Genomic DNA, 22,635 nt, shown 5'->3' on the forward strand with positions numbered 1-22,635 from the left:
TAATACACTATGTTTCTTATTGATTCTCATTGTCATATAGATTCTTTAATATCGTCTAGTAATTTTTCTTATAATTTGAAAGATATCATGGAAACATGCTTTTTAAAAAATGTAAAATTCATTTTAGGAATATCTACTACTTTATCGCAATTTAAACATTTGAAAAATTTGGTTAATGATTATTCAAATATTGCTATATCTTGTGGTGTGCATCCATTATATCAAAAAGAAATAGATAGTTTAGATTATCACTCTTTATATAAATTATCACTGGATAAAAAAGTTATTGCTATTGGGGAAACGGGCTTAGACTACTTTCACAGTAGCGATAGAAAAAAACAACAACAATCTGCTTTTTATAAACATCTTGATGTTAGTTATCAATTAAAAAAACCAGTTATTATACATGCAAGAAACTCTTATACAGATATTTTATCTATTTTAAAAAAAGAAAAAATAGAAAATTTTAGGGGAATTATGCACTGTTTCAATGGAAATAAATCAATAGCATCAAAATTTCTTGATATTGGTATGTATCTTTCATTTTCTGGTATTGTAACGTTCAAAAATTCAGAACAGCTAAGAGAAACTATAAAATATATCCCTACTAATCGTATTTTAATTGAAACTGATGCTCCTTATCTTGCTCCAGAACCTTTTAGAGGAAAGACAAATCATCCTGCTCATGTTGTTGAAATTGCTAACTGTATAGCAAAAATAAAAAATATGAACGTTAAAAATTTTGCAGATATTGTTAAAAAAAATTTTACTCAATTATTTAATATTTCGTATATAGATTAAATATTAATTTGTATGTATATTATATAATAAATGTATTAAATGCTTTAATTATAAGAATTATCTTTTTTACATAGTAAATATATCACTATATCGAAAAAGGGGGTTAAATTCTATGTTTAAAAATGTATTTGCAGGATTACAAAAAGTTGGAAAAGCCCTTATGTTACCAGTATCGGTTTTACCTATTGCTGGTATTTTATTAGGTATAGGTTCTTCAAAAATTCCATGGATGCCTCATACATTATCTATGGTAATGTCTCATGCTGGAGGCGCTGTTTTTGAAAATATTCCATTAATTTTTGCTATTGGTATAGCTTTAGGTTTTACTAATAACGATGGAGTAGCAGCATTAGCCGCTGCCGTATCTTATATCATTATGGAAGAAACAACACATTTGGGAGCGTCATTGATATTAGGATTAGATTTAAATACAAGCGCAGAAAAAATGTTTGTAAATACTGGAGTAATCGGTGGTATTCTTGCTGGAGCTATTTCTGCTTATATGTTTAATCGTTTTTATCGTATTAAACTACCAGATTATCTTGGTTTTTTTTCTGGTAAAAGATTTGTACCAATTATTTCTGGATTAAGTGTTATTGTAATAGGATTATTATTTGCTTGCATTTGGCCTCCGGTTGGTAGATTAGTTAACAGATTTTCACAATGGGCTGCATATCAAAATCCAATTATGGCTTTTGGGTTATATGGTGTAGTTGAAAGAGCTTTAGTTCCTTTTGGGTTACATCATATATGGAATGTTCCGTTTCAAATGCAAATAGGCGATTTTGTAGATAATTTTGGTAGAACATTGCATGGAGATATAGCGCGTTACATGGCAGGAGATCCTACAGCTGGAAAACTTTCTGGTGGATTTTTATTTAAGATGTATGGCTTACCTGCAGCTGCTTTAGCTATTTGGCAATCTGCAAAACCAGAAAATAAAGTAAAAATCGGTGGAATTATGATTTCAGCTGCTTTTACTTCATTTTTAACAGGTATTACAGAACCTATTGAATTTTCGTTCCTTTTTGTAGAACCAATACTCTATATTATACATGCTATTTTAGCAGGTTTAGCATTTCCTATTTGTATTATTTTAGGTATGAGAGATGGATTTAGTTTTTCACATGGATTTATTGATTTTGTTTTATTAAGTGGAAATAGTTCTAAAATATGGTTGTTTCCGATTGTAGGTACTGCATATGGTGTAATATATTACACAATTTTTCGAATTTTGATTTTATCTTTTAATTTAAAAACTCCAGGAAGAGAATTAAAGTTAGAAACAGATGATCGTATTTTACAAGATAACGAAAAAGCTGAAGAACTTGTTACTGCATTTGGTGGGCAAAATAATATTGTTAATCTTGATGCATGTATTACTCGATTACGTGTTACTGTTAAAGATGTTACAAAAGTGAATCAAGACAAATTAAAAAGCCTAGGTGCTCAAAGTGTTTTAGTAGTTGGGTCAGGAATTCAAGCAATTTTTGGGACAAATTCAGATAATTTAAAAACATCAATGGATGAATATATGCAAAGTATAAAAGAAAAAAATAATGCTTTAAAAAGTTCTTAAATTATTTTAAATAACTTTAGGAGATATATTGTGTCAAAAGAAACAGTTTTTAGCAAAATAATTAATCGCAAGATTCCATCTAAGATTGTATATCAAGATGATCTAGTTACTGCTTTTCATGATATTGCTCCTAAAGCACCTATTCATATTATTATAGTTCCAAATATTTATATCGCAACAATAAATGATATTCAAAAAGAACAAGAGTACATTATTGGTCATATGTTTACAGTAGCAGCTAAAATAGCAAAAAAAGAACAAGTAGCGGAAAAAGGTTATCGAATAGTTGTGAATTGTAATGATGATGGCGGCCAAGTAATAAAACATCTTCATCTGCATTTTCTTGCAGGAACGTCATTAGGGTCAAAAACTTTATAAAATTTTTTCAACTTTAACAACTTATTAAATAAACGATTCTTGTCTTTTTTAAGAAAGGAATCGTTTTTTATATATGGATTTTAATTTTTTTTTGATGATAATGAACTGTTGTTAACTTTAATTCTTCAATGCCCGAACTTGGAATTGAACCAAGGACACGAGGATTTTCAGTCCTCTGCTCTACCGACTGAGCTATCCGGGCAACTAGAAAGGATTTTATTTTAATTGTTTCAATAAGTCAATATTAATATTTTTAAAATAATATTTAATGTAGCGTAACAATTTTTAATCTTATTAATTTATTATAAAATAACAAGACACATTATAAAAGAAAACAAAACAGAGAAAAAAATAGATAAAATACCTGGAATTATAAAAGAGTGATTAAATATATATTTACCAATGTATGTAGATCCAGTGTCATCAATTTCTATTGCTGCTAATAAAGTTGGATAAGTTGGTAAAACAAATAATGCAGATACAGCTGAAAAAGAAGAAATTATAATAATTGGTTTAATACCTAAAGCAAGCATTAAAGGCATAAAGATTTTTGTAGTTACTGCTTGAGAGTATAAAAAAATAGAGGAGAAAAAAAGAATAATAGATAACATCCATGGATAATTTTTTAGGATACTATTAAGACTATTTTGTATTAATGAAAAGTGGCTGTGTAAGAAAGTATCACCAAGTAAAGAAACACCCATAATACAGACACAAGCGCTCATACCAATGGTAAATATATTAGTTTTTAAAATTTTTTTAGAATCTAATTTAGAATATAATGTAATTAAAGTAGCAATAGTTAACATTACTAAAATGCTTACATTATTGCGTGATAATGTTAAGTTACCAAATGTTGCATTTTTTTCAAAAAAAAATGAGTAGACTACAATAAATATAACACCAATTAAAAAAATTAGTACTGATGTTCTTGATTGTTTTTTATTGAATATTTTTTTTGAAGTAGATACTTTCTTTTTATCAATTATTATATTTTTATGATATTTTTTTTGAAAAAAATTATCTTCAAAAAAATTAATAGTTAATATTGCAAAAAAAATACCTGCAATTGTAGAAAAAAAAGATATTCCTAAAAACTTTAAATAATTTATACCTGTTTCTTCTAATAAAGAAGAAAAGAGAATAACTGCTGCAGAAAGCGGGGAAGCTGTAATGGCTATTTGAGAAGCGACTACAGATGCAGATAATGGACGTGAAGGTTGAACACCTTGTTTTTTTGCTAATTCTGAAATAATAGGCAAAGTTGCAAAAGCCATATTTCCTGTACCAGAAACTATAGTAATTAAATAAGTAACTAAAGGAGCAAGAAAATTAATATATTTAGGACGTTTTCTTAAAAATCTTTCAGAAATATCAATTAAATAATTCGTTCCACCAGCTGCTTCTAGAGTTGAAGTAGCAGAAATTACTGAAATAATAATACCTATGACGTCAAATGGAATAGATCCAATATGTGCTTTGCAAAAGAAAGTTAATAGAAAAACTCCTAAACCACCACTAAATCCTATTCCTATTCCACCTAGTTTAATTCCTAATCCAATTGATAAAAAAACAATAAGTAGTTCTACTATTATCATATTTTTTCCTTGTTTTATTTAAAAATATAAAATTTTGGATAATTTTAAAAAATTATAAAAAAAATTATTGATTTTCTACAAAACGTACTCCTACTTTTATAATATTGTTTTCGTTATCTTTTTCTGCTACTGTCCAAATAATTTTTTTCCATTCTATTTGATCTCCTATAACTGGAGTACCACCTATCATATGAATCATGAATTCGTTTAGTGATTTTCTAGGATCAATATTTTTTTCCAATTCTAAACCATAAATTTTAGCAAAATCATGAATAGACGTTTTTGCATCAATTATAAATTCTCCAAAAAATTTTTGATCAATAGAAATAAATGGTGATTGACTGAATATTTTCCCTAAAATGGGTAAATCACACTCTTTTCCTATTATACATAGTATATCTCCGGCTTTTAGGCGTGTATTATTAGTAGGATTAATTAATATGTTATTACGGAATAAAGCTGAAATTTGTGTTTCTCTAGGCATGCGTAAATCTCGTAATGCAGCACCTATACACCATTTATCTTCATGGAGTTGATAAATAAATTGTTCCCAAGAATTTGTAGGATAAATATCTAAACTAATACGATTTATAGGATCTGAACTAGGTGGAATAGTAACACGTGCTTTTTTTGCAGCAAAACCTACTGTAGTTCCTTGTAAAATTAAAGAGACTAAAACAACAAAAAAAGCTAAATTAAAATAAAGAGTAGCGTTTTTGATTCCTGCAATCATTGGGAAAACAGCAAGAATAATAGGAACAGCTCCTCTTAAACCTACCCAGCTAATAAATAATCTTTCTCTTATAGTAAATTCTTTAAAAAACAATAAAATAGTTAAAACAGAAAATGGACGAACTGCAATAATTAACCATATAGATAGAATAATGGCTGGAAGAATTATTTTTAATAAATCAGATGGGTTAATTAATAATCCTAAAATAACAAACATACCAATTTGACTGAGCCACGCCATTCCATCAAAAGTTTGCAAAATACCATTTTTGTTTTTAATAGGTGAATTTCCTAATAAAAATCCGCATAAATAAATAGCAAGAATTCCGCTACCATCTAACAAACTTGTTACAGAAAAAATTAATACTCCGCCACTTAATGCTAATAAAGGATATAAACCATTTGCTAATGATATTCGATTAATAAGTTGTAGAAGTATCCATCCACCTCCTAATCCTAAAATAATTCCTAAACCGAATTGCTGTATAAAATGTAACAAAAACATCCAATTTAGTTTGTTTTGTCCTGCTGCTATTATATTAACTAAAGTTGCAGTAAGAAAAACAGCCATTGGATCATTGCTACCAGATTCAATTTCTAATGTAGAACTTACTCGTTCATTTAATCCTTTATCTCCTAATAAAGAAAATACTGCTGCAGCATCAGTAGAACCAATAATAGCTCCTACAAGTAATCCTTGGATTAAATTGAATTTAAATAAAAACATAGCAGCTAAACCGGTTAACACAGCAGTAATCACAACTCCAAAAGTTGCTAAAGAAAGGGCGGGAGCAAGGACAACTTTTAAAGAACTTCTTTTTGTACGCATACCTCCATCTAATAATATTATTGCTAGTGATAAATTGGATATAACATATGCGGAAGGATAATTATCAAAATCTATACCTACAATACCATCAGAACCAGTTAGCATTCCTAAAACTAAAAAAACAAATAAAATTGGAATTCCTAAACGAGAAGAAAATGAACTTAATAAAATACTTACAAATACAAGTATAGAACCTATAATAAAAAAAGTATACATTATGTTCTCATTCTTCATCATGCATAATTTTTTTGATAAAAAAATTATGACTTTATTCTTATAAGATATTTACCATAAAATTTAATTTATGACATAAAATACTTATTGTTTTTAGCATAGTTGATAAAATTGTTAATTTGTAGTTGTTAAAAAAAAATACGAATTATACTAAAATTGTTACGATTTTTTTTATCAAAAATAGAAAATATCCTATGATTGTTTTAAATTATTTTGTTTGTTTTAGATTTTTTGTCATTTCTTTCTCAATCAATAAGACTATAATATGTACTATTTTAATATGCATTTCTTGAATTCGATCAGAATATCGTAAATGAGGGATACAAATTTCAATATCTGATTTTCCTTTTATTTTTCCTCCTGTATTTCCATTTAAACTAATAATTTTCATACCTATTTTTTTTGCTTCTTGAATTGCATGTAAAAGGTTAACTGAATTGCCAGATGTAGAAAAAATTAATAATATGTCTTGAGGTTTACCAATTGCTTCGATATAGTGCGAAAAAACATATTGATATCCAAAATCGTTGCTGACACATGAAATATAACTAGGATCAGAAATAACAATTGCTGGATAACCTACTCTCTTTTTTCGATATTTTCCCATTAATTCTTCAGTAAAATGCATAGCATCGCAATGTGAACCACCATTTCCACAAGATATTATCTTTCCTCCTTTATTGAAACTTTTCGCTATTAATATTGCAGAATTTTGAATGGCATAAATATTTTCTTTTTTTTTTATGAAATCGTTAATTAGTTCTTGAGATTCTTGTAATTCTGCGTAAATAATATTTTGATACATAGTATTTTAAATTTCACAAGTTAATATTATAAATTTCTTTATAAAAATAAAAAAATTACATGTTATAACATTTTTTTTGATTTTTGTTAATGTAATTATAATAATTTTTTCGAAAGGTTACTATGATTTTTTATTAAATTAATTAATAATTTCACTGAGAGATAATTATTAATTAATTTAATAAAGAATCATAGTTTTAGTACAATAATTTTTTATTGTTCATTACAATAATAATAAACATTTATAAGGTTTTATATAATGAATCAATTAGAAGCTTTAAAAAAATATAGTACCATTGTAGTAGATAGTAGTGATATCGAATCAATTTATTTATATAAACCACATGATGCTACAACAAATCCTTCATTAATTTTAAAAACAACAAAATTAAAAATTTATGAATTTTTGTTACAAAATGCTATAAATTATGCAAAAAAAAAAGGAGGCGACAAATGTAAACAAATAGTAAATGCTTACGATAAATTAAGTGTAAACTTTGGAATTGAAATTTTAAAGAGAATATCAGGATATGTATCTACTGAAATAGATATTCGTTATTCATTTGATCAACATTCTTGCATTAAACAAGCCAGAAAAATAATTGATTTATATGAAGAGTCTGGCATTAATCGCTCAAGAGTTTTAATAAAAATTGCGTCAACTTGGGAAGGAATATGTGCAGCTAAGGAATTAAAAAAATATAAAATCAATTGCAATTTAACATTATTATTTTCTTTTGCACAAGCACGTGCTTGTGCTGAGGCTGGAGTATTTTTAATTTCACCTTTTGTTGGCAGGATTTATGATTGGTATCAAGAAAAAAATAAAACAAGCAAATATATTGAAAGTGAAGATATGGGCATAAAATCTGTACGTAAAATTTATCAATATTATAAAGAAAATAATTATAAAACTATTATAATGGCTGCTAGTTTTAGAAACACTAATCAAATTTTAGCTTTATCTGGATGTGATCGTTTAACAATTTCTCCTAATTTATTAGAAATTTTAAAATCCAATAATCTACCTATTAAACGTTGTTTAAAACCTATAAAAAAAATTAATAATCATTTTTTACCTAATATTTCTGAATCAGATTTTAGATGGCAACATAATCAAGATCAAATAGCAGTAGAAAAACTTTCAGAAGGTATTCGTTTGTTTTTTACTGATCAACAAAAAATAGAAAAGATATTAATGCATAACTTACTATAACAACAAAAATTTTTTACATTAGGATTAAAAATAGTATTTTTTCATAAAACATTTTTAAAAGTAACTTATACTTATAGGTTACTTTTTACTTTATATATACTCTTAAAATAATATAATTAATTTAGTAAGTATATAAAAGCTTTAAACTATTTGATAAAAATATATCAAATTTATATTAATATAAAAAGGAATGGTTTTATATGATCTGTCCAATTGTTCAATTAACTAAAGATTTAATTAAAAAGAAATCAATAACACCTGATGATGCAGGATGTCAGACATTACTTATTAATCGTTTAAAAAAATTTAATTTTCATATTAAAAAATTAAATATAGATGACACCCATAACTTTTGGGCAACTCATGGTAATAATGGTAAAACCTTAATTTTTTTAGGTCATACAGATGTAGTTTCACCAGGAAATATCAAAAACTGGATACATAATCCTTTTGAGTCTGTCATTTCAGATAATTTTATTTTTGGTAGAGGTGCATCTGATATGAAAGGTGCGATTGCAGCTATGATAATAGCTGCAGAAAATTTTGTTTTAAAATATCCTGAACATTTAGGAAAATTAGCATTTTTAATTACTTCAGATGAAGAAGGAAGTGGAAAAAATGGAATAAAAAAAGTGATCAAGAAAATTATTAAAAATAATGAACGTTTAGATTATTGTATTGTAGGAGAACCTACAAGTTCGGAAAAATTAGGTGATATTATAAAAAACGGTCGTAGAGGATCAATGAGTGCCTATTTAACAGTTTATGGAATTCAAGGTCATGTTGCTTATCCTAATTTAATAATTAATCCTGTACATCAAATCATACCTTTTTTAAATGAATTATTACTAATTAATTGGGATAAAGAAACTACTTGTGACGTTCCTACACAAATTCAAATTACTAATATAAAAGCTGATTATTTATGTGAAAACATTATTCCTGGAAAAATCTTTATACAATTTAATTTTCGATTTAATAATGAAATTAACTCAATATATATAAAAAAAATAGTAGAAAAATTGCTAAAAAAAAACAATTTAAATTTTTCAATTAAATGGAAAATTTTTGCAAATCCTTTTTTAACAAAAAAAGGAAAATTAATGGACGTTGTTTTAAAAATACTAAATTTATATAATGGCTTTTATCCTAAAATTGAAACATCAGGTGGCACTTCTGACGGAAGATTTCTTGCAGAACAAGGTGCAGAAGTTATTGAATTAGGTCCAATTAATAAAACAATTCACAAAAACAATGAATGTATTAATATAAAAGATATACAAAAATTAAGTTTAATATATCAAAAAATAATTGAACAACTAATGTTATAAATTCTCTAGTCAAATATGAGTACAAAAACTATATATTATTTTTTTAAAAATCATATATTCCTAAACGTTGATTTACTTCTTTATAAGATTCAATAATATTATTTAAATTTTTACGAAATCTATCTTTGTCCATCTTTTTTAGTGTTTTTTTATCCCAAATTCGCATACAATCTAAAGAAATTTCATCGCCTAAAGTTAGATTGTTTTTAAATAATCCAAATTCTAACTTAAAATCAACTAAAATTAACTGAACCTTACTAAAAAGTTTTATTAAAATATTGTTTATATTTTTTAATAAAATGTATATTTTTTCTAAATGTTGTTTACTAATCCATCCAAAAGCTTCACAATAAGATTCATTAATCATTGGATCATTTTTTTTGTCATTTTTCAAAAAAAGTTCAAATATCTGTGGTTTTATAATATTACCTTCTTCTAAATGCAGACGTTTAGATAATGATCCAGCAACACGATTACGAATCACAAATTCAATTGGAAACATTGTTAATTTTTTCACTAAAACTTGATTCTTATTAATTAGTTTAATTACATGCACTGGAATGTCGTTTTTACTTAAATAATTCATAATAAAGTAATTTAACTGATTATTAACATCACCTTTTTGCTTAATAGAACTACAATTTTTACCATTTTTTGAAGATATATCATCCCTAAATTTCATAATAAGAAAATCTACGTGTTCTGTACAATATAAAGTTTTTGTTTTTCCTTTTGAAAAAATTTTTTTACACATTTATACTCATTTGATAATATATTTTTCGTTAAGAGGATTATATATGAATATTAATTCTTTTAACATATTTTGCTATGATATAATTAATGTTAAATCTTTTAATCTTCCATTTTTCAACAATTTTGAACATATAATCTTCTATATAGGTTCTTGAAAAGAAATCAACTTTAACAATTACATTATTTCATTAAATAAAATAAGAAATATATTTTTATATATTTATGTATTTTTATGAAACATTAAATTTGCATTAATAATTGCTTTTTTTACTTTTAAATGATTTTTTTCAGTTAAAGAAGTTAATGGTAAGCGAACTGTATCGTGTTTAATTAATCCTATTTCTTTTGCAGCCCATTTTATGGGAATAGGATTAGATTCACAAAATAAAATTTCATGTAAACTCATTAATTTTTTATTTAAGACACGTGCTTCTAAAAATTTTCCAGTTTTTGCTAAAAAACAAATTTTTGCTAATTCTTTTGCAGCTATATTAGCTGTAACAGAAATAACTCCATTTCCTCCTAATTGCATAAAATCAAGTGAAGTTTTATCATCTCCACTAATAACATAAAAATCTTTATCCACTAATTCTAGTATTTCATTTACGCGAGATAAATCTCCAGTAGCTTCTTTAATTCCTATGATATTATTAATTTTTGATAATCTTGCAATTGTTTTTGGTAAAAGATCGCATCCTGTACGAGAAGGAACGTTATAAAGTATTTGAGGTAGATCAGTATGATCACAAATAGCTTTGAAATGCTCATATAATCCTTGTTGAGTAGGTCTATTATAATAAGGAGTGACACTTAAACAAGCTGATATCCCACTTTTTTCAAAACTTTTTGTTAAAGAAATAGCTTCTAATGTAGAATTAGCTCCTGTACCAGCAATAATTGGAATTTCTCCATTAGAGAAATCTAGCGTCATTTTGACTATTTTATGATGTTCTTCATGATTTAAAGTAGAAGATTCTCCAGTAGTTCCGACAGAAACAATTGCAGTGGTACCACTATTTATATGATAATTAACTATTTTTTTTAAACTTTTTTTACAAATATTACCTTTAATATCCATTGGCGTAATAAGTGCAACAATACTTCCGGTGAACATTTTTACCTCTTAGAAAACTATTGATTTATAATGTATTATACTTTTAATAATAAAAAAAATTATTGTATATATTTTACAAGATATATATTTAATATTCTATAACTTACATTTTTTTTAGTCTATAAAAAAGTTAGAGAGAATCAAAAATTATAATCACACTTATCATTGTAATTATAAAAATAGAAAATAAAAAGTTTTTTTTTGCCCAAAGATGGTTGTTAACGTCTTTTTTAAAACCATATAAAGATATAGCAATCCATAAAGTATTCAGTATTATTGAAACAACTAAAAATATATAACTAGTATATCCGTTAATGCTTAATAATACATTAAATATTGTGAATAAAAATATATAAAAAATTATATATTTTTTAGTAATAGTAATACCTTTCTTAATAGGTAATAATGGAATATTTACTTTTTTATAGTCTTTAAATCTTGATATAGCAATAGTATATGTGTGGGGTATTTGCCAAAAAAAGAACATAAAAAACAAAATCATTGAACATAAGTCTAGTTGATTAGAAACCGAACAATATCCAATAACAGGAGGAGTAGCTCCCGATAAGCTACCAATTAAAGTACTATGAATAGAATTTTTTTTAAAAAATGCAGTATAAAAAAGAACATATATTATAAATCCTAAAAAAGCAATAAAAGTCGTTAAATAATTCATCCAAAAAAAAGATAATAAAAATCCGTTAATTCCTAAAATAAAAGCATAAATAAATCCTTTTTTTAAGGAAATAATATTTTTAGGAAAAACTCTATTATTTGTTCTTTTCATTATTCTATCAATATCACAATCTATTATGTTATTAAAAACACAACTAGATCCAATAATTAAACTAGTACTAATTATAATTTTTAACAAATATAGATAATTAATATTTTTTTGCGATGCTAAAAAAAAACCACAAATTACAGAAAAAAGATTACCAACAATAATTCCTGGTTTAATAATTGATAGATATGACTTAAACATGTCTGTTCTTTTAAAAACTCATCATATTATAATTAAGATGATACATAATCCATAATGAACCAAAGAAAATTATCATAACTATTATGAAACAAAAAAGAATAGTAACTAAATTCCATTTTTCTTCATCCTTTTTATTGATGTGTAAAAAAAATATAGAATGTACTAAAATTTGAAAAATAGCACATACTATTATTGTAAAAAGTTTTTGTTTTTTTGAAAATTGATTATTTATTGCAATAAAGAATGGAATTATTGTTAATATAATTGAATATAAAAAACCTAATAAATAAGATTTAAAATACTTAAATTTTGATTGAGTATCACAAGATTTTTTATGCATTATATTGTTCCTATTAAATATACCAAACTAAAAACACATATCCATATTAAATCTAAAAAATGCCAAAAAAGACTAAAACATATAAGACGGGTGTTATTATTTCTATTTAAACCGTTTTTAGTTATATGAGAAATTAAAAGTAATATCCAAAAAATACCTGTCGTAACATGAATAGCATGTGTCCCTACTAATAAAAAAAAACTAGATAAAAAACTACTTTTACTAGGCACATATCCTTTTGCAATTAAATGATAAAATTCATATGATTCCATTCCTATAAAAGAAATGCCAAGTAATAAAGTCATTAATAACCATAAATATACAAAACTTTTTATTTTATTTTTAGCATAAATCACTGATAAACCACAAGTAAGAGAGCTTAAAAGCAAAATAACAGTTTCAAAAAATACAAATTTAAGTGAAAAAATATCTTTTCCTGATGGCCCTCCTGCTGTATTACTTACCAATACAGCATAAGTAGCAAACAAAGTTGCAAAAAGAATGCAATCACTCATTAAATAAGTCCAAAAACCAAAAATTTTCTTATCATCAATAGATGAGGAACGTGAATGTAATAAATTATTCTGCATAATTTAAACCTGTTTTATTTATTTTTTGTAAGTATTTTTTTTCAATTTTCTTAATTTCTTTCTTTGAAATTATATAATGTAAATCTTCATCAAAACTTTTAATAACTAATAATGCAACAATACTTAAAAAAGATACAACAGATAACCACCAAATATACCAAATCATTGAAAAACCAAAAATAGTTGTAAAAATAGACATAATAACTCCTATTTTTGTATTCTTAGGCATGACTATATCTTCAATATTTTTTTTAATGCTACGAATATTTTTTTTCTTTTCCCATAATGCATCTCTTGAATTTACTACTGGAATAGTTGAAAAATTATATACTGGAGGAGGGGAGCTCATCATCCATTCTAAAGTTCTACCATCCCATGGATCTCCTGATAGATCAGCGTTTTTTTTACGATCACGAATCGAAACAAAAATCATAATCATTTGGCATAAAATTCCTATTCCAATAATAGCTACACCTATACTAGCAACAATTAAAAAAGGATGAAATTGTGAATCAATGTTTTGACTAATACGACGTGTCATACCCATGAAACCTAAAAAATAAAGAGGAATAAAAGCTAACAAAAACCCAGTGATCCAACAAAAAAAAGCACTTTTACCCCACTTTTCGTTTAAAGTAAATCCAAATGCTTTTGGAAACCAGTATGTTATACCTGCCATACAACCAAAAACAACACCTCCAATTATTACATTATGAAAATGTGCAACTAAAAACAAACTATTATGTAACAGAAAATCAGCACCAGGCACTGACATCAAAACGCCTGCAGCTCCACCAATAGTAAAAGTTATAAGAAAACCGATGGTCCAAAACATAATTGAATTAAAATAAATTCTTCCTTGATACATAGTAAATAACCAATTAAAAATTTTTACGCCGGTTGGAATAGCAATAATCATAGTCATAATTCCAAAGAAAGCGTTGACGTTCGCTCCTGCACCCATAGTAAAAAAATGATGTAACCATACTATAAATGATAGTACAGTAATTGCTAAAGTAGCCCATACTAAAGAATGATATCCAAATAATCTTTTTTTTGAAAAAGTTGCAGTTACTTCTGAAAATATCCCAAATACTGGTAATATTAGTATATAAACTTCAGGATGCCCCCAAATCCAAATAAGATTGACATACATCATTGGGTTTCCACCCATAGTGTTTGTAAAAAAATGAAATCCTAAATAACGATCTAATGTCAACATCAGCAATGTTGCAGTTAATACTGGAAAAGCAGTAATAATTAGTATATTAGAACATAATGATGTCCAAGTAAAAACTGGCATTTTAAACAAACTCATTCCTGGAGCACGCATTTTTAAGATAGTCACAAAAAAATTTATACCAGTCAGCGTTGTACCAATACCAGAAATCTGAAGTGCCCAAATCCAATAATCTACACCCACACCTGGACTATATTCTATACCTGATAATGGAGGATATGATAACCATCCTGTTTGTGCAAATTCTCCTATACCTAGTGCAAGATTTATTAGTATTACACTTGAAAATGTTAACCAAAAACTCAAATTATTTAAAAATGGAAATGCTACATCTCTTGTTCCAATTTGAAGAGGTACTATAAAGTTCATAAATCCAATTACTAGTGGCATAGCAACGAAAAATATCATAATTACACCATGAGCAGTAAATACCTGATCATAATGATGAGGAGGTAAAAATCCTGGCTTTCCGCCTGATGCAAGAACCTGTTGCGCACGCATCATTATAGCATCAGCAAATCCCCTAATTAGCATAATAAATGCTAATATTATGTACATAATTCCTATTTTTTTATGGTCTACAGAAGTGAACCATTCATTCCATAAATATTTCCATTTTTTTAAAAAAGTTATTGCTATTATAATAGATAATATAATAAAAAAAATGCTAGTAATTGTTACCATAATTATCGGATCATGATATGGTATTGCATCTAAAGTTAACTTTCCAAACATCATTTTTCCTTAAATTTTATATTAAAAATTTTTAATTTTTATTGATATGGTGACTTTTATGATTCATTTCAAATTTATGAATAATCATTGAAAAAAGGTCAGGATTGGCAATAGAAAAATATTTAATTTGGTAATCTTCGCTCGTTTTTTCTAATTTTGAAAAATCATTTAAATTTTCTAATTTATTTTTAGATTGTTTTACTTTTTCAATCCATGATTTAAAATCTTTTTCTTGATTTGTTCCAATTGCTTCAAATTTCATATTAGAAAAACCATTTCCGCTAAAATTTGAAGAAATTCCACGATATTTTCCAGCTTTATTAGCAATAAGGTATAATTTTGTTTTCATTCCAGCCATAGCATATATTTGACTACCAAGAGATGGAATAAAAAAAGAATTCATGACTGAATTAGAGGTAATATTAAAAACTAAGGGAACATTAATTGGAAAAACTATTTGATTAATCGTAGCAATTTTCTCTTTAGGATAAATAAATAACCATTTCCAATTCATAGCAATCACATTAATTTCAATAGGATTTTTACTAGATATTAGCGGTTTACTAGGTTCTAATTTTTTAGTTGATTTCCAAGTAATAATTCCAAGACATATTATTATTATAATTGGAACAGTCCACACTATTATTTCTATAGTATGAGATTTTGACCAATTGGGTGTATACTTTGCAGATTTATTAGAAGATCTATATTTCCAAGCAAATGCTATAATCATAAAAATTACTGGGATAACAATAATTAACATTAAAGAAAGAGAAATGAGAATGAGATATTTTTGTTCTGTTGCGATTTGTCCTTTTGGGACAAAAAAATTATCACAACCTAATAATAAACAACTAAAAATTGTTACTAAAATAAATTTATAACTGGTAACGTGTTTTTCAATACTCATTTTAACCTCAAAAAATTTACTTTTTAATATTAATAACATTCCTAAACTAATTTTTTTAAAAATTTTTGTTGTTTTTTTACATAAAAAACAATAAAAAATTATTATTTATAGATTTTTTTTTATATAAGTATAGAAAAATAATTTACTATAAATATATTTTACTCTATTTTTATAACAAAAGTTAATTTTTTGTATAAAAATTATGTATCATTACAAATAATTCTTGCTATTTAAATATAAATTTTTTTGATAAAATTTTTACAAAAACAATAAAGAATTTTTAATTATTTTAGAGTTTTTGAAAAATTTTATAACAATTTATACTAACAAAAAAAATAAATAAAATTTGATATATAATAATATTTTTCTTAAGGAAAAAAATGACGAGTATAGAAAAAACAACTAAAAATATTGAACATAATATACAAATAAAAATTAACTATGAAATTTTTAAAGAAAATCTTAAAAAAGAACTTATCAAGCTTTCAAAAAAAGTTCACATCAATGGATTTAGAAAAGGTAAAATACCTCTCAATATAATTGCTCAGCATTATGAAAAAAAAGTTACACAAGAAGTTATTTCAGACTTAATAAAAAATGATATAGAAAAAATAGCTAAAAAAAATAAATTACATATCATCGAAAATTCACTAGAATATAAAATAATTAATAAAGAAAAAGATAACCTAATTTTTTCTACAATGTTTGAAACATATCCAGAAATTAATTTAATAGACTTAAAAAATATTACAATTGAAAAACCGATCGTTGAAATACAAGAGAAAGATATTCAAAAAATATTATCTGTAATTAAGGAAAAAAAAAATTTTTGGCAAGACAGTAATCAACCTATAGCAATAGGTGATAGAGTAACTATTAACTACAAAGGTATGCTTGGTAAAAAAGAATTAAGCGACATTAATGTATCTAATTTTATTTTAACAATTGATAAAAAAAAACAACATTCTTTTTTAGAAGCAAATCTAATTGGTCGTAAAAAACATGAATTAGTGATGATAGATATCACTTTTCCTAAAGACTATAGTATTTCTAAAATTAGAGAAAAAATTGTAACATTTTCTATATTTATTAAAAAAGTAGAAAAGTTTACATTACCTCATTTTACAAAAAACTTTGTTAGAAATTTTGATATAAAAAATCTTGAAAAAGATAAAATTTATTCTGTAATAAAAAGTTACATGGAAAAAGAGTTAAAAAAATCAATAAATGATTTTATCATGTTACAAATTAATTCAAAAGTGATACAAAAAAATCAGTTTTTTTTACCTAAAACTTTACTACAAGAAGAAATAAAAATATTAAGTTATCAAATAAAAAATTCTCAAAAAGATATAAAAAATATAATACATTTTATTTCTGAAGATATAATAAGAAAAGAAGCAAAAAATTATATAAAGAAAAAATTATTTTTTAAAAAAATTATTAACGTTTATGATATTAAGGTCGATGATAAAAAAATTCAAAATATGGTTCAAAGCTTTATTAATTCTCATGAAAAACCGAATCAAGCATTACGTTTTTTACAAAAAAACAACATATTTATACAACATATATATAATATGATTATGGAAGAAGAAATAATAAAAAATATTTTGAATAATGTGATTATTAAAGAAAAAAAAGTAACATTTGAAAAATTTATGAACTAAAATAACTTTACGTATATATTTATATATTTTTTACTTTTTTAAAAATAGCTTAATTTTTAAAACAAAAAACAAATTTAAACTATATAAAATAGTAAAAAAATAAATTATTCATTAATTAAACGACAAACATTTTATGTTTTATCTAGGATAGAATAATGAAGTTTAATAAAGAGAAATCTTTTATTTATAATATGGGATTAGTTCCGATTGTAATAGAAAAAACACATTATGGTGAACGTGCTTATGATATTTATTCGCGACTTCTTAAGGAAAGAATAATATTTTTAACAGGCGCAATAGAAGATAATATGGCAAATTTAATTGTAGCACAGATATTATTTTTAGAAGCAGATAATCCTGAAAAAGATATTTATTTATATATAAATTCACCAGGAGGAGTAATTACTGCTGGTATGTCTATTTATGATACAATTCAGTTTATTAAACCCGATGTAAGTACTATATGTATAGGTCAGGCATGTTCTATGGGTGCTTTTTTATTAGCTGTAGGAAAAAAAGGAAAACGTTTTTGTTTGCCTAATGCAAGAGTTATGATTCATCAACCGATGGGTGAATATCATGGACAGGCAACAGATATTGAAATTCATGCTAAAGAAATTTTAAATGTAAAAAAACGCATGAATATATTAATGTCAAAACATACTGGAAAAAGTTTAGAAGAAATTCAAAAGGACACTGAAAGAGATTGCTTTTTATCTGCAGAAGAAGCATTGCAATATGGCTTAATAGATTCGATCCTAAAAAATCGTAAATAAAATTATATGCTATTTTTTATAATTAAATAAAATGACAAAAAATATAAAAAATTTTGATATTCTTATTTACCAATAATTTCTATTTAGAGAAAAAGGTAAAAAAATGACGGAAGATAGTAAAAACGATTCTGAAAAGTTATTACATTGTTCTTTCTGTAATAAAAGTCAAGATGAAATAAAAAAATTTATTGCAGGATTATCTGCTTATATTTGTTATAATTGCATTAGTCTGTGTTATAAAATTATATCTGAAGATACTAAAACAGTTACAAAAAAAGTTAAAAAAGAAAAAAAAGAAGAAAAAAAAATATTTTTAACACCTAAAAAAATTTATTCTAACCTAGATGATTATGTTATAGGGCAAGAAAAAGCTAAAAAGGTTTTAGCAGTTGCTGTCTATAATCATTATAAACGTATAAATAACGATATTAAAGATGATGTAGAAATTGGTAAAAGTAATATATTACTAATTGGACCAACTGGTAGTGGTAAAACTCTACTAGCTGAAACATTAGCACGTCATTTGGAAATTCCTTTTACAATAGCAGATGCTACTACTTTAACAGAAGCAGGATATGTTGGTGAAGACGTAGAAAATATTATTCATAAACTTTTACAAAAATGTGAGTATGATGTTAAAAAAGCACAAAAAGGTATTATTTATATTGATGAAATTGATAAAATTTCAAGAAAATTGGATAATCCATCAATTACTAGAGACGTCTCAGGAGAAGGGGTACAACAAGCTTTATTGAAATTGATTGAAGGAACTGTTGCAGCTATACCCCCACAAGGAGGGAGAAAACATCCCCAGCAAGAATTTTTATATGTAGATACTTCTAAAATATTATTTATTTGTGGTGGATCATTTGATGGATTAGAAAAATTAATTGAAAAGCGTATAGAAAGTAGCTCAACAATAGGTTTTGGAGCAAAAATAAAAACTATTAAATCAAAAAAATTTAAAGAAAAAGAATTGCTTACTCAAGTAGAACCTGAAGATTTAATAAAATTTGGTTTAATTCCAGAATTTGTAGGAAGGTTACCAATAGTTGCAACTTTAAATGAATTAAATGAAAAATCGCTCATAAAAATTTTATGTAAACCAAAAAATGCGTTAACAAAACAATATAAAAAACTTTTTCAATTTGAAGGAATAGAACTAGAATTTCTTGAAGAAGCATTGATTTTTATTGCTAAAAAAGCAATACTGCGTAATACTGGAGCTCGTGGTTTACGATCTATTATAGAAATAGCTTTACTTGAAACCATGTATAAAATTCCTTCTATAAAAGGAATTAAAAAAATAGTTATAGATAAATCTGTTATTCAAAAAAATTCTGAGCCAGAATTAATCTATAATCATGAAAGAAACAAAAATTTTCCAACAAATTGATCTTAAAAGGAGGAAAAACTGTTTCATCTTCTATTTATCACATCTTTAGTATTAAATTTAATCTTATTATTTAATGCTTCCTTTATTCATAATAATACCTATGAGCTGAATTGCATATTTTTCTCATTATGCAGTGATGATCTAGAAAAAATACACTACCTACTATATGGGGAGAAAATCTTATGAATCCTACTGATCATTCTAAGTGGATTAAAATTCCCGTCTTACCGTTGCGTGACGTAGTGGTATATCCTCATATGGTAATTCCGTTATTTGTTGGCCGAGAAAAATCAGTAAAATGTCTTGAATTTGCTATGAAACATGAAAAAAAAATCATGTTAGTTGCACAAAAAGATGCATCAACGGATGACCCTAATATTAATGATCTTTTTTTTATTGGTACCATTGCCTCAATTTTACAAATGTTGAAATTGCCCGATGGAACAATAAAAATATTAGTTGAAGGATTACAACGTGCACGTGTTATAAATTTGATAGAAGAAAATTGTTTTATTGCAAAAGTTGAATTAATATCAATGTTTACGATAGAAAAAAAAGAAGAAAAAGTATTAATTCGTACTGCAATTAATCAATTCGAAAACTACATTAAACTAAATAAAAAAATTCCTTCTGAAATATTAACTGCACTAAATAACATAGAAAATGCTGAACATATAGCAGATACTATTGCTGCTAATATTCCTTTAAAATTATCTGATAAACAATTAGCATTAGAAATGCTTAATACCAAAGAAATTTTTGAATATCTTATTGCTATGATGGAAGCGGAAATTGATTTATTACAAGTAGAAAAAAACATTCGTAATCGTGTCAAAAAACAAATGGAAAAAAGTCAACGAGAATATTACTTAAACGAACAAATGAAAGCTATTCAAAAAGAATTAGGAGAAATAGAGGATTTTCCAGATGAATATGAAGCTTTAAAAAGAAAAATAGACAAAGCTAACATGCCAAAGGAAACAAAAGAAAAAGTAGATTCAGAATTACAAAAATTACGCATGATGTCTCCTATGTCTGCTGAAGCAACAGTTGTGAGAAGTTATATTGACTGGATTATTCAAGTACCTTGGAGTAAAAGAAGTAAAATAAGAAAAGCTTTAAATACAGCTCAAAATATGTTAGATGATGATCACTATGGACTAGATCGTGTAAAAGAAAGAATTATGGAATATCTTGCTGTACAAAGTCGTGTTAACAAAATAAAAGGTCCAATTTTATGTTTAGTAGGACCACCAGGAGTAGGAAAAACTTCATTAGGACAATCTATTGCTAAAGCAACAGGAAGAAAATATGTTCGTATGGCATTAGGTGGAATAAGAGATGAAGCAGAAATTAGAGGACATCGTAGAACTTATATTGGATCCATGCCTGGAAAAATTATTCAAAAAATAGCAAAAGTTGGAGTAAAAAATCCTCTATTTTTGCTTGATGAAATAGATAAAATGTCTTCTGATATGAGAGGCGATCCAGCTTCAGCATTATTAGAAGTCCTTGATCCAGAACAAAATGCAACATTTAATGATCATTATCTTGAATTAGATTATGATTTATCTGATATTATGTTTGTTGCAACATCGAATTCTATGGATATTCCTTCTCCTTTATTAGATCGTATGGAAGTGATTCGTTTATCTGGATATACTGAAGAAGAAAAATTAAACATTTCTAAAAAACACCTAATTCCTAAACAAATAAAAAGAAATGCTTTAAATAACAACGAAATCAATATTGATGATACTGCTATCATTGATATTATTCGTTATTATACTCGTGAAGCAGGAGTAAGAAATTTAGAACGTGAATTATCAAAAATTTGTAGAAAAGTTGTAAAATCTATTGTAATTGACAAACTTAAAGAATCTGCCAATATCACCAAAAAAAATTTAAAAAAATATCTTGGAATTAAAAATTATAGATATGATCGTAAAGCAGAAAAAAACAATATTGGACAAGTTACAGCTCTTGCATGGACTGAATGTGGAGGTGATTTGTTAACAATTGAAAGTGCTTATGTAGCTGGAAAAGGTAAGTTAATTTATACTGGTTCTTTAGGTGAAGTAATGAAAGAATCTATTCAAGCTGCGTTAACAGTTGTAAGATCAAGATCAAATATATTAAACATAAATAGTAATTTTTATGAAAAAATTGATATACATGTACATGTTCCAGAAGGAGCAACTCCAAAAGATGGACCTAGTGCTGGTATAGCAATGTGTACTGCTTTAATTTCTTGTTTAACTAATAATCCTGTACGCTCTGAAATAGCCATGACAGGTGAAATTACTTTAAGAGGTGAAATATTATCAATTGGAGGATTAAAAGAAAAATTACTTGCTGCTCATAGAGGTGGTATAAAAACAGTTATTATTCCCTATGAGAACAAACATGATTTGGAAGAAATTCCTTTAAATATTATTGGTAAACTAAACATTTGTCTTGTAAAACATATTGAAGAAGTATTTAGTTTATCTTTAGAAAAAGCTCCTTTTTCTTCTTCCAGAAATAATTGGAAAGGATCTATTAGTCAATCTACTGAAAAACTAATTCAATAAATGGATAATATAACTAGAAATATGTCAATTATTTATTTTTGTTTTATGCTA

19 protein-coding genes and 1 tRNA gene are annotated in these 22,635 nt (G+C 25.6%); 9 read left to right on the plus strand and 11 right to left on the minus strand.

From position 1 onward, the window contains the following. The first annotated feature begins 9 nt into the window (after nt 1-9). The 3 genes from TGUWTKB_RS02945 (at nt 10) to TGUWTKB_RS02955 (ending at nt 2,758) form a co-directional block, all read left to right on the plus strand. On the plus strand, nt 10-801 hold the full coding sequence (locus TGUWTKB_RS02945) for a TatD family hydrolase (RefSeq protein ID WP_041063384.1): 792 nt from the start codon (nt 10-12) through the stop codon (nt 799-801). A 112-nt stretch (nt 802-913) separates the two neighbouring features. Then, nucleotides 914-2,380, plus strand: a complete 1,467-nt coding sequence (ptsG, locus tag TGUWTKB_RS02950) for a PTS glucose transporter subunit IIBC (RefSeq protein ID WP_041063386.1) — start codon at nt 914-916, stop codon at nt 2,378-2,380. Nucleotides 2,381-2,410: 30 nt separating this feature from the next. Next, a complete protein-coding gene (locus TGUWTKB_RS02955; RefSeq protein WP_041063388.1) occupies nt 2,411-2,758 on the plus strand; it encodes an HIT domain-containing protein in 348 nt (115 codons plus the stop codon). A 129-nt stretch (nt 2,759-2,887) separates the two neighbouring features. Here TGUWTKB_RS02955 and TGUWTKB_RS02960 read toward each other — a convergent pair. From TGUWTKB_RS02960 to lpcA, 4 genes are all read right to left on the minus strand, one after another. Beyond that, nucleotides 2,888-2,960, minus strand: a tRNA-Phe gene (locus TGUWTKB_RS02960). Between the two features lie 100 nt (nt 2,961-3,060). Continuing rightward, entirely contained in the window at nt 3,061-4,356 is a 1,296-nt protein-coding gene (locus TGUWTKB_RS02965) for an anaerobic C4-dicarboxylate transporter family protein (protein WP_041063390.1), read from the minus strand. 64 nt (nt 4,357-4,420) lie between these two features. Continuing rightward, on the minus strand, nt 4,421-6,133 hold the full coding sequence (locus TGUWTKB_RS02970; protein WP_232501624.1) for a potassium/proton antiporter: 1,713 nt from the start codon (nt 6,131-6,133) through the stop codon (nt 4,421-4,423). Nucleotides 6,134-6,359: 226 nt separating this feature from the next. Further along, nucleotides 6,360-6,956 carry a D-sedoheptulose 7-phosphate isomerase gene (lpcA, locus tag TGUWTKB_RS02975; RefSeq protein WP_041063392.1) on the minus strand — a complete coding sequence of 199 codons (597 nt, stop codon included), beginning with the start codon at nt 6,954-6,956 and terminating at the stop codon, nt 6,360-6,362. Between the two features lie 258 nt (nt 6,957-7,214). Here lpcA and tal point away from each other — a divergent pair, with 258 nt between their 5' ends. Further along, complete coding sequence (tal, locus tag TGUWTKB_RS02980; RefSeq protein ID WP_041063394.1) at nt 7,215-8,171, plus strand: transaldolase; 957 nt, start codon at nt 7,215-7,217, stop codon at nt 8,169-8,171. Nucleotides 8,172-8,371: 200 nt separating this feature from the next. After that, nucleotides 8,372-9,502, plus strand: a complete 1,131-nt coding sequence (dapE, locus tag TGUWTKB_RS02985) for a succinyl-diaminopimelate desuccinylase (RefSeq protein ID WP_041063396.1) — start codon at nt 8,372-8,374, stop codon at nt 9,500-9,502. A 43-nt stretch (nt 9,503-9,545) separates the two neighbouring features. Here dapE and purC read toward each other — a convergent pair whose 3' ends face one another. The 7 genes from purC to cyoA all read right to left on the minus strand — a co-directional run bounded on the left by purC (nt 9,546) and on the right by cyoA (nt 16,169). Continuing rightward, on the minus strand, nt 9,546-10,256 hold the full coding sequence (gene purC / locus TGUWTKB_RS02990) for a phosphoribosylaminoimidazolesuccinocarboxamide synthase (RefSeq protein WP_041063398.1): 711 nt from the start codon (nt 10,254-10,256) through the stop codon (nt 9,546-9,548). 219 nt (nt 10,257-10,475) lie between these two features. Then, nucleotides 10,476-11,369, minus strand: coding sequence for a 4-hydroxy-tetrahydrodipicolinate synthase (gene dapA, locus TGUWTKB_RS02995; protein ID WP_041063400.1), 894 nt, complete (start codon nt 11,367-11,369; stop codon nt 10,476-10,478). Between the two features lie 130 nt (nt 11,370-11,499). Further along, nucleotides 11,500-12,354, minus strand: a complete 855-nt coding sequence (cyoE, locus tag TGUWTKB_RS03000) for a heme o synthase (protein WP_041063402.1) — start codon at nt 12,352-12,354, stop codon at nt 11,500-11,502. Nucleotides 12,355-12,364: 10 nt separating this feature from the next. Next, on the minus strand, nt 12,365-12,694 hold the full coding sequence (gene cyoD, locus TGUWTKB_RS03005; RefSeq protein ID WP_041063404.1) for a cytochrome o ubiquinol oxidase subunit IV: 330 nt from the start codon (nt 12,692-12,694) through the stop codon (nt 12,365-12,367). Next, nucleotides 12,694-13,284, minus strand: coding sequence for a cytochrome o ubiquinol oxidase subunit III (gene cyoC / locus TGUWTKB_RS03010; protein WP_041063406.1), 591 nt, complete (start codon nt 13,282-13,284; stop codon nt 12,694-12,696). The genes cyoD and cyoC overlap by 1 nt, the downstream gene beginning before the upstream one ends. Continuing rightward, a complete protein-coding gene (cyoB, locus tag TGUWTKB_RS03015; protein WP_041063407.1) occupies nt 13,274-15,259 on the minus strand; it encodes a cytochrome o ubiquinol oxidase subunit I in 1,986 nt (661 codons plus the stop codon). Before cyoB ends, cyoC begins: the two co-directional genes overlap by 11 nt. 31 nt (nt 15,260-15,290) lie before the next feature. Beyond that, a complete protein-coding gene (cyoA, locus tag TGUWTKB_RS03020) occupies nt 15,291-16,169 on the minus strand; it encodes a ubiquinol oxidase subunit II (protein ID WP_102007742.1) in 879 nt (292 codons plus the stop codon). A gap of 380 nt (nt 16,170-16,549) precedes the next feature. Between cyoA and tig the strand changes: the two genes are divergently transcribed. The 4 genes from tig to lon all read left to right on the plus strand — a co-directional run bounded on the left by tig (nt 16,550) and on the right by lon (nt 22,584). After that, entirely contained in the window at nt 16,550-17,839 is a 1,290-nt protein-coding gene (tig, locus tag TGUWTKB_RS03025; protein WP_041063409.1) for a trigger factor, read from the plus strand. Nucleotides 17,840-17,994: 155 nt separating this feature from the next. Next, the gene (clpP, locus tag TGUWTKB_RS03030) at nt 17,995-18,615 is read left to right on the plus strand and encodes an ATP-dependent Clp endopeptidase proteolytic subunit ClpP (RefSeq protein WP_041063411.1); all 621 of its coding nucleotides are present in this window, start codon (nt 17,995-17,997) and stop codon (nt 18,613-18,615) included. Between the two features lie 103 nt (nt 18,616-18,718). After that, the gene (gene clpX / locus TGUWTKB_RS03035; RefSeq protein WP_041063412.1) at nt 18,719-20,011 is read left to right on the plus strand and encodes an ATP-dependent Clp protease ATP-binding subunit ClpX; all 1,293 of its coding nucleotides are present in this window, start codon (nt 18,719-18,721) and stop codon (nt 20,009-20,011) included. 182 nt (nt 20,012-20,193) lie between these two features. Beyond that, nucleotides 20,194-22,584: an endopeptidase La gene (lon, locus tag TGUWTKB_RS03040; RefSeq protein WP_082018175.1), complete on the plus strand. Its 2,391-nt coding sequence runs from the start codon at nt 20,194-20,196 to the stop codon at nt 22,582-22,584. Nucleotides 22,585-22,635 lie beyond the last annotated feature (51 nt).

The organism is Candidatus Tachikawaea gelatinosa, from assembly GCF_000828815.1.
Taxonomy (GTDB): Bacteria; Pseudomonadota; Gammaproteobacteria; order Enterobacterales; family Enterobacteriaceae; genus Tachikawaea; species Tachikawaea gelatinosa.

What these genes read in the sequence shown, in the direction of transcription:
- TGUWTKB_RS02965 (WP_041063390.1), bottom strand. Translation starts at nt 4,356, where the DNA reads ATGATAATAGTAGAACTACTTATTGTTTTTTTATCAATTGGATTAGGA.
- purC (WP_041063398.1), bottom strand. Translation starts at nt 10,256, where the DNA reads ATGTGTAAAAAAATTTTTTCAAAAGGAAAAACAAAAACTTTATATTGT.
- cyoA (WP_102007742.1), bottom strand. Translation starts at nt 16,169, where the DNA reads ATGAGTATTGAAAAACACGTTACCAGTTATAAATTTATTTTAGTAACA.
- cyoC (WP_041063406.1), bottom strand. Translation starts at nt 13,284, where the DNA reads ATGCAGAATAATTTATTACATTCACGTTCCTCATCTATTGATGATAAG.
- clpP (WP_041063411.1), top strand. Translation starts at nt 17,995, where the DNA reads ATGAAGTTTAATAAAGAGAAATCTTTTATTTATAATATGGGATTAGTT.
- cyoB (WP_041063407.1), bottom strand. Translation starts at nt 15,259, where the DNA reads ATGTTTGGAAAGTTAACTTTAGATGCAATACCATATCATGATCCGATA.
- tal (WP_041063394.1), top strand. Translation starts at nt 7,215, where the DNA reads ATGAATCAATTAGAAGCTTTAAAAAAATATAGTACCATTGTAGTAGAT.
- dapE (WP_041063396.1), top strand. Translation starts at nt 8,372, where the DNA reads ATGATCTGTCCAATTGTTCAATTAACTAAAGATTTAATTAAAAAGAAA.
- lpcA (WP_041063392.1), bottom strand. Translation starts at nt 6,956, where the DNA reads ATGTATCAAAATATTATTTACGCAGAATTACAAGAATCTCAAGAACTA.
- dapA (WP_041063400.1), bottom strand. Translation starts at nt 11,369, where the DNA reads ATGTTCACCGGAAGTATTGTTGCACTTATTACGCCAATGGATATTAAA.
- cyoE (WP_041063402.1), bottom strand. Translation starts at nt 12,354, where the DNA reads ATGTTTAAGTCATATCTATCAATTATTAAACCAGGAATTATTGTTGGT.
- TGUWTKB_RS02970 (WP_232501624.1), bottom strand. Translation starts at nt 6,133, where the DNA reads ATGTATACTTTTTTTATTATAGGTTCTATACTTGTATTTGTAAGTATT.
- cyoD (WP_041063404.1), bottom strand. Translation starts at nt 12,694, where the DNA reads ATGCATAAAAAATCTTGTGATACTCAATCAAAATTTAAGTATTTTAAA.
- ptsG (WP_041063386.1), top strand. Translation starts at nt 914, where the DNA reads ATGTTTAAAAATGTATTTGCAGGATTACAAAAAGTTGGAAAAGCCCTT.
- TGUWTKB_RS02945 (WP_041063384.1), top strand. Translation starts at nt 10, where the DNA reads ATGTTTCTTATTGATTCTCATTGTCATATAGATTCTTTAATATCGTCT.
- clpX (WP_041063412.1), top strand. Translation starts at nt 18,719, where the DNA reads ATGACGGAAGATAGTAAAAACGATTCTGAAAAGTTATTACATTGTTCT.
- lon (WP_082018175.1), top strand. Translation starts at nt 20,194, where the DNA reads ATGAATCCTACTGATCATTCTAAGTGGATTAAAATTCCCGTCTTACCG.
- tig (WP_041063409.1), top strand. Translation starts at nt 16,550, where the DNA reads ATGACGAGTATAGAAAAAACAACTAAAAATATTGAACATAATATACAA.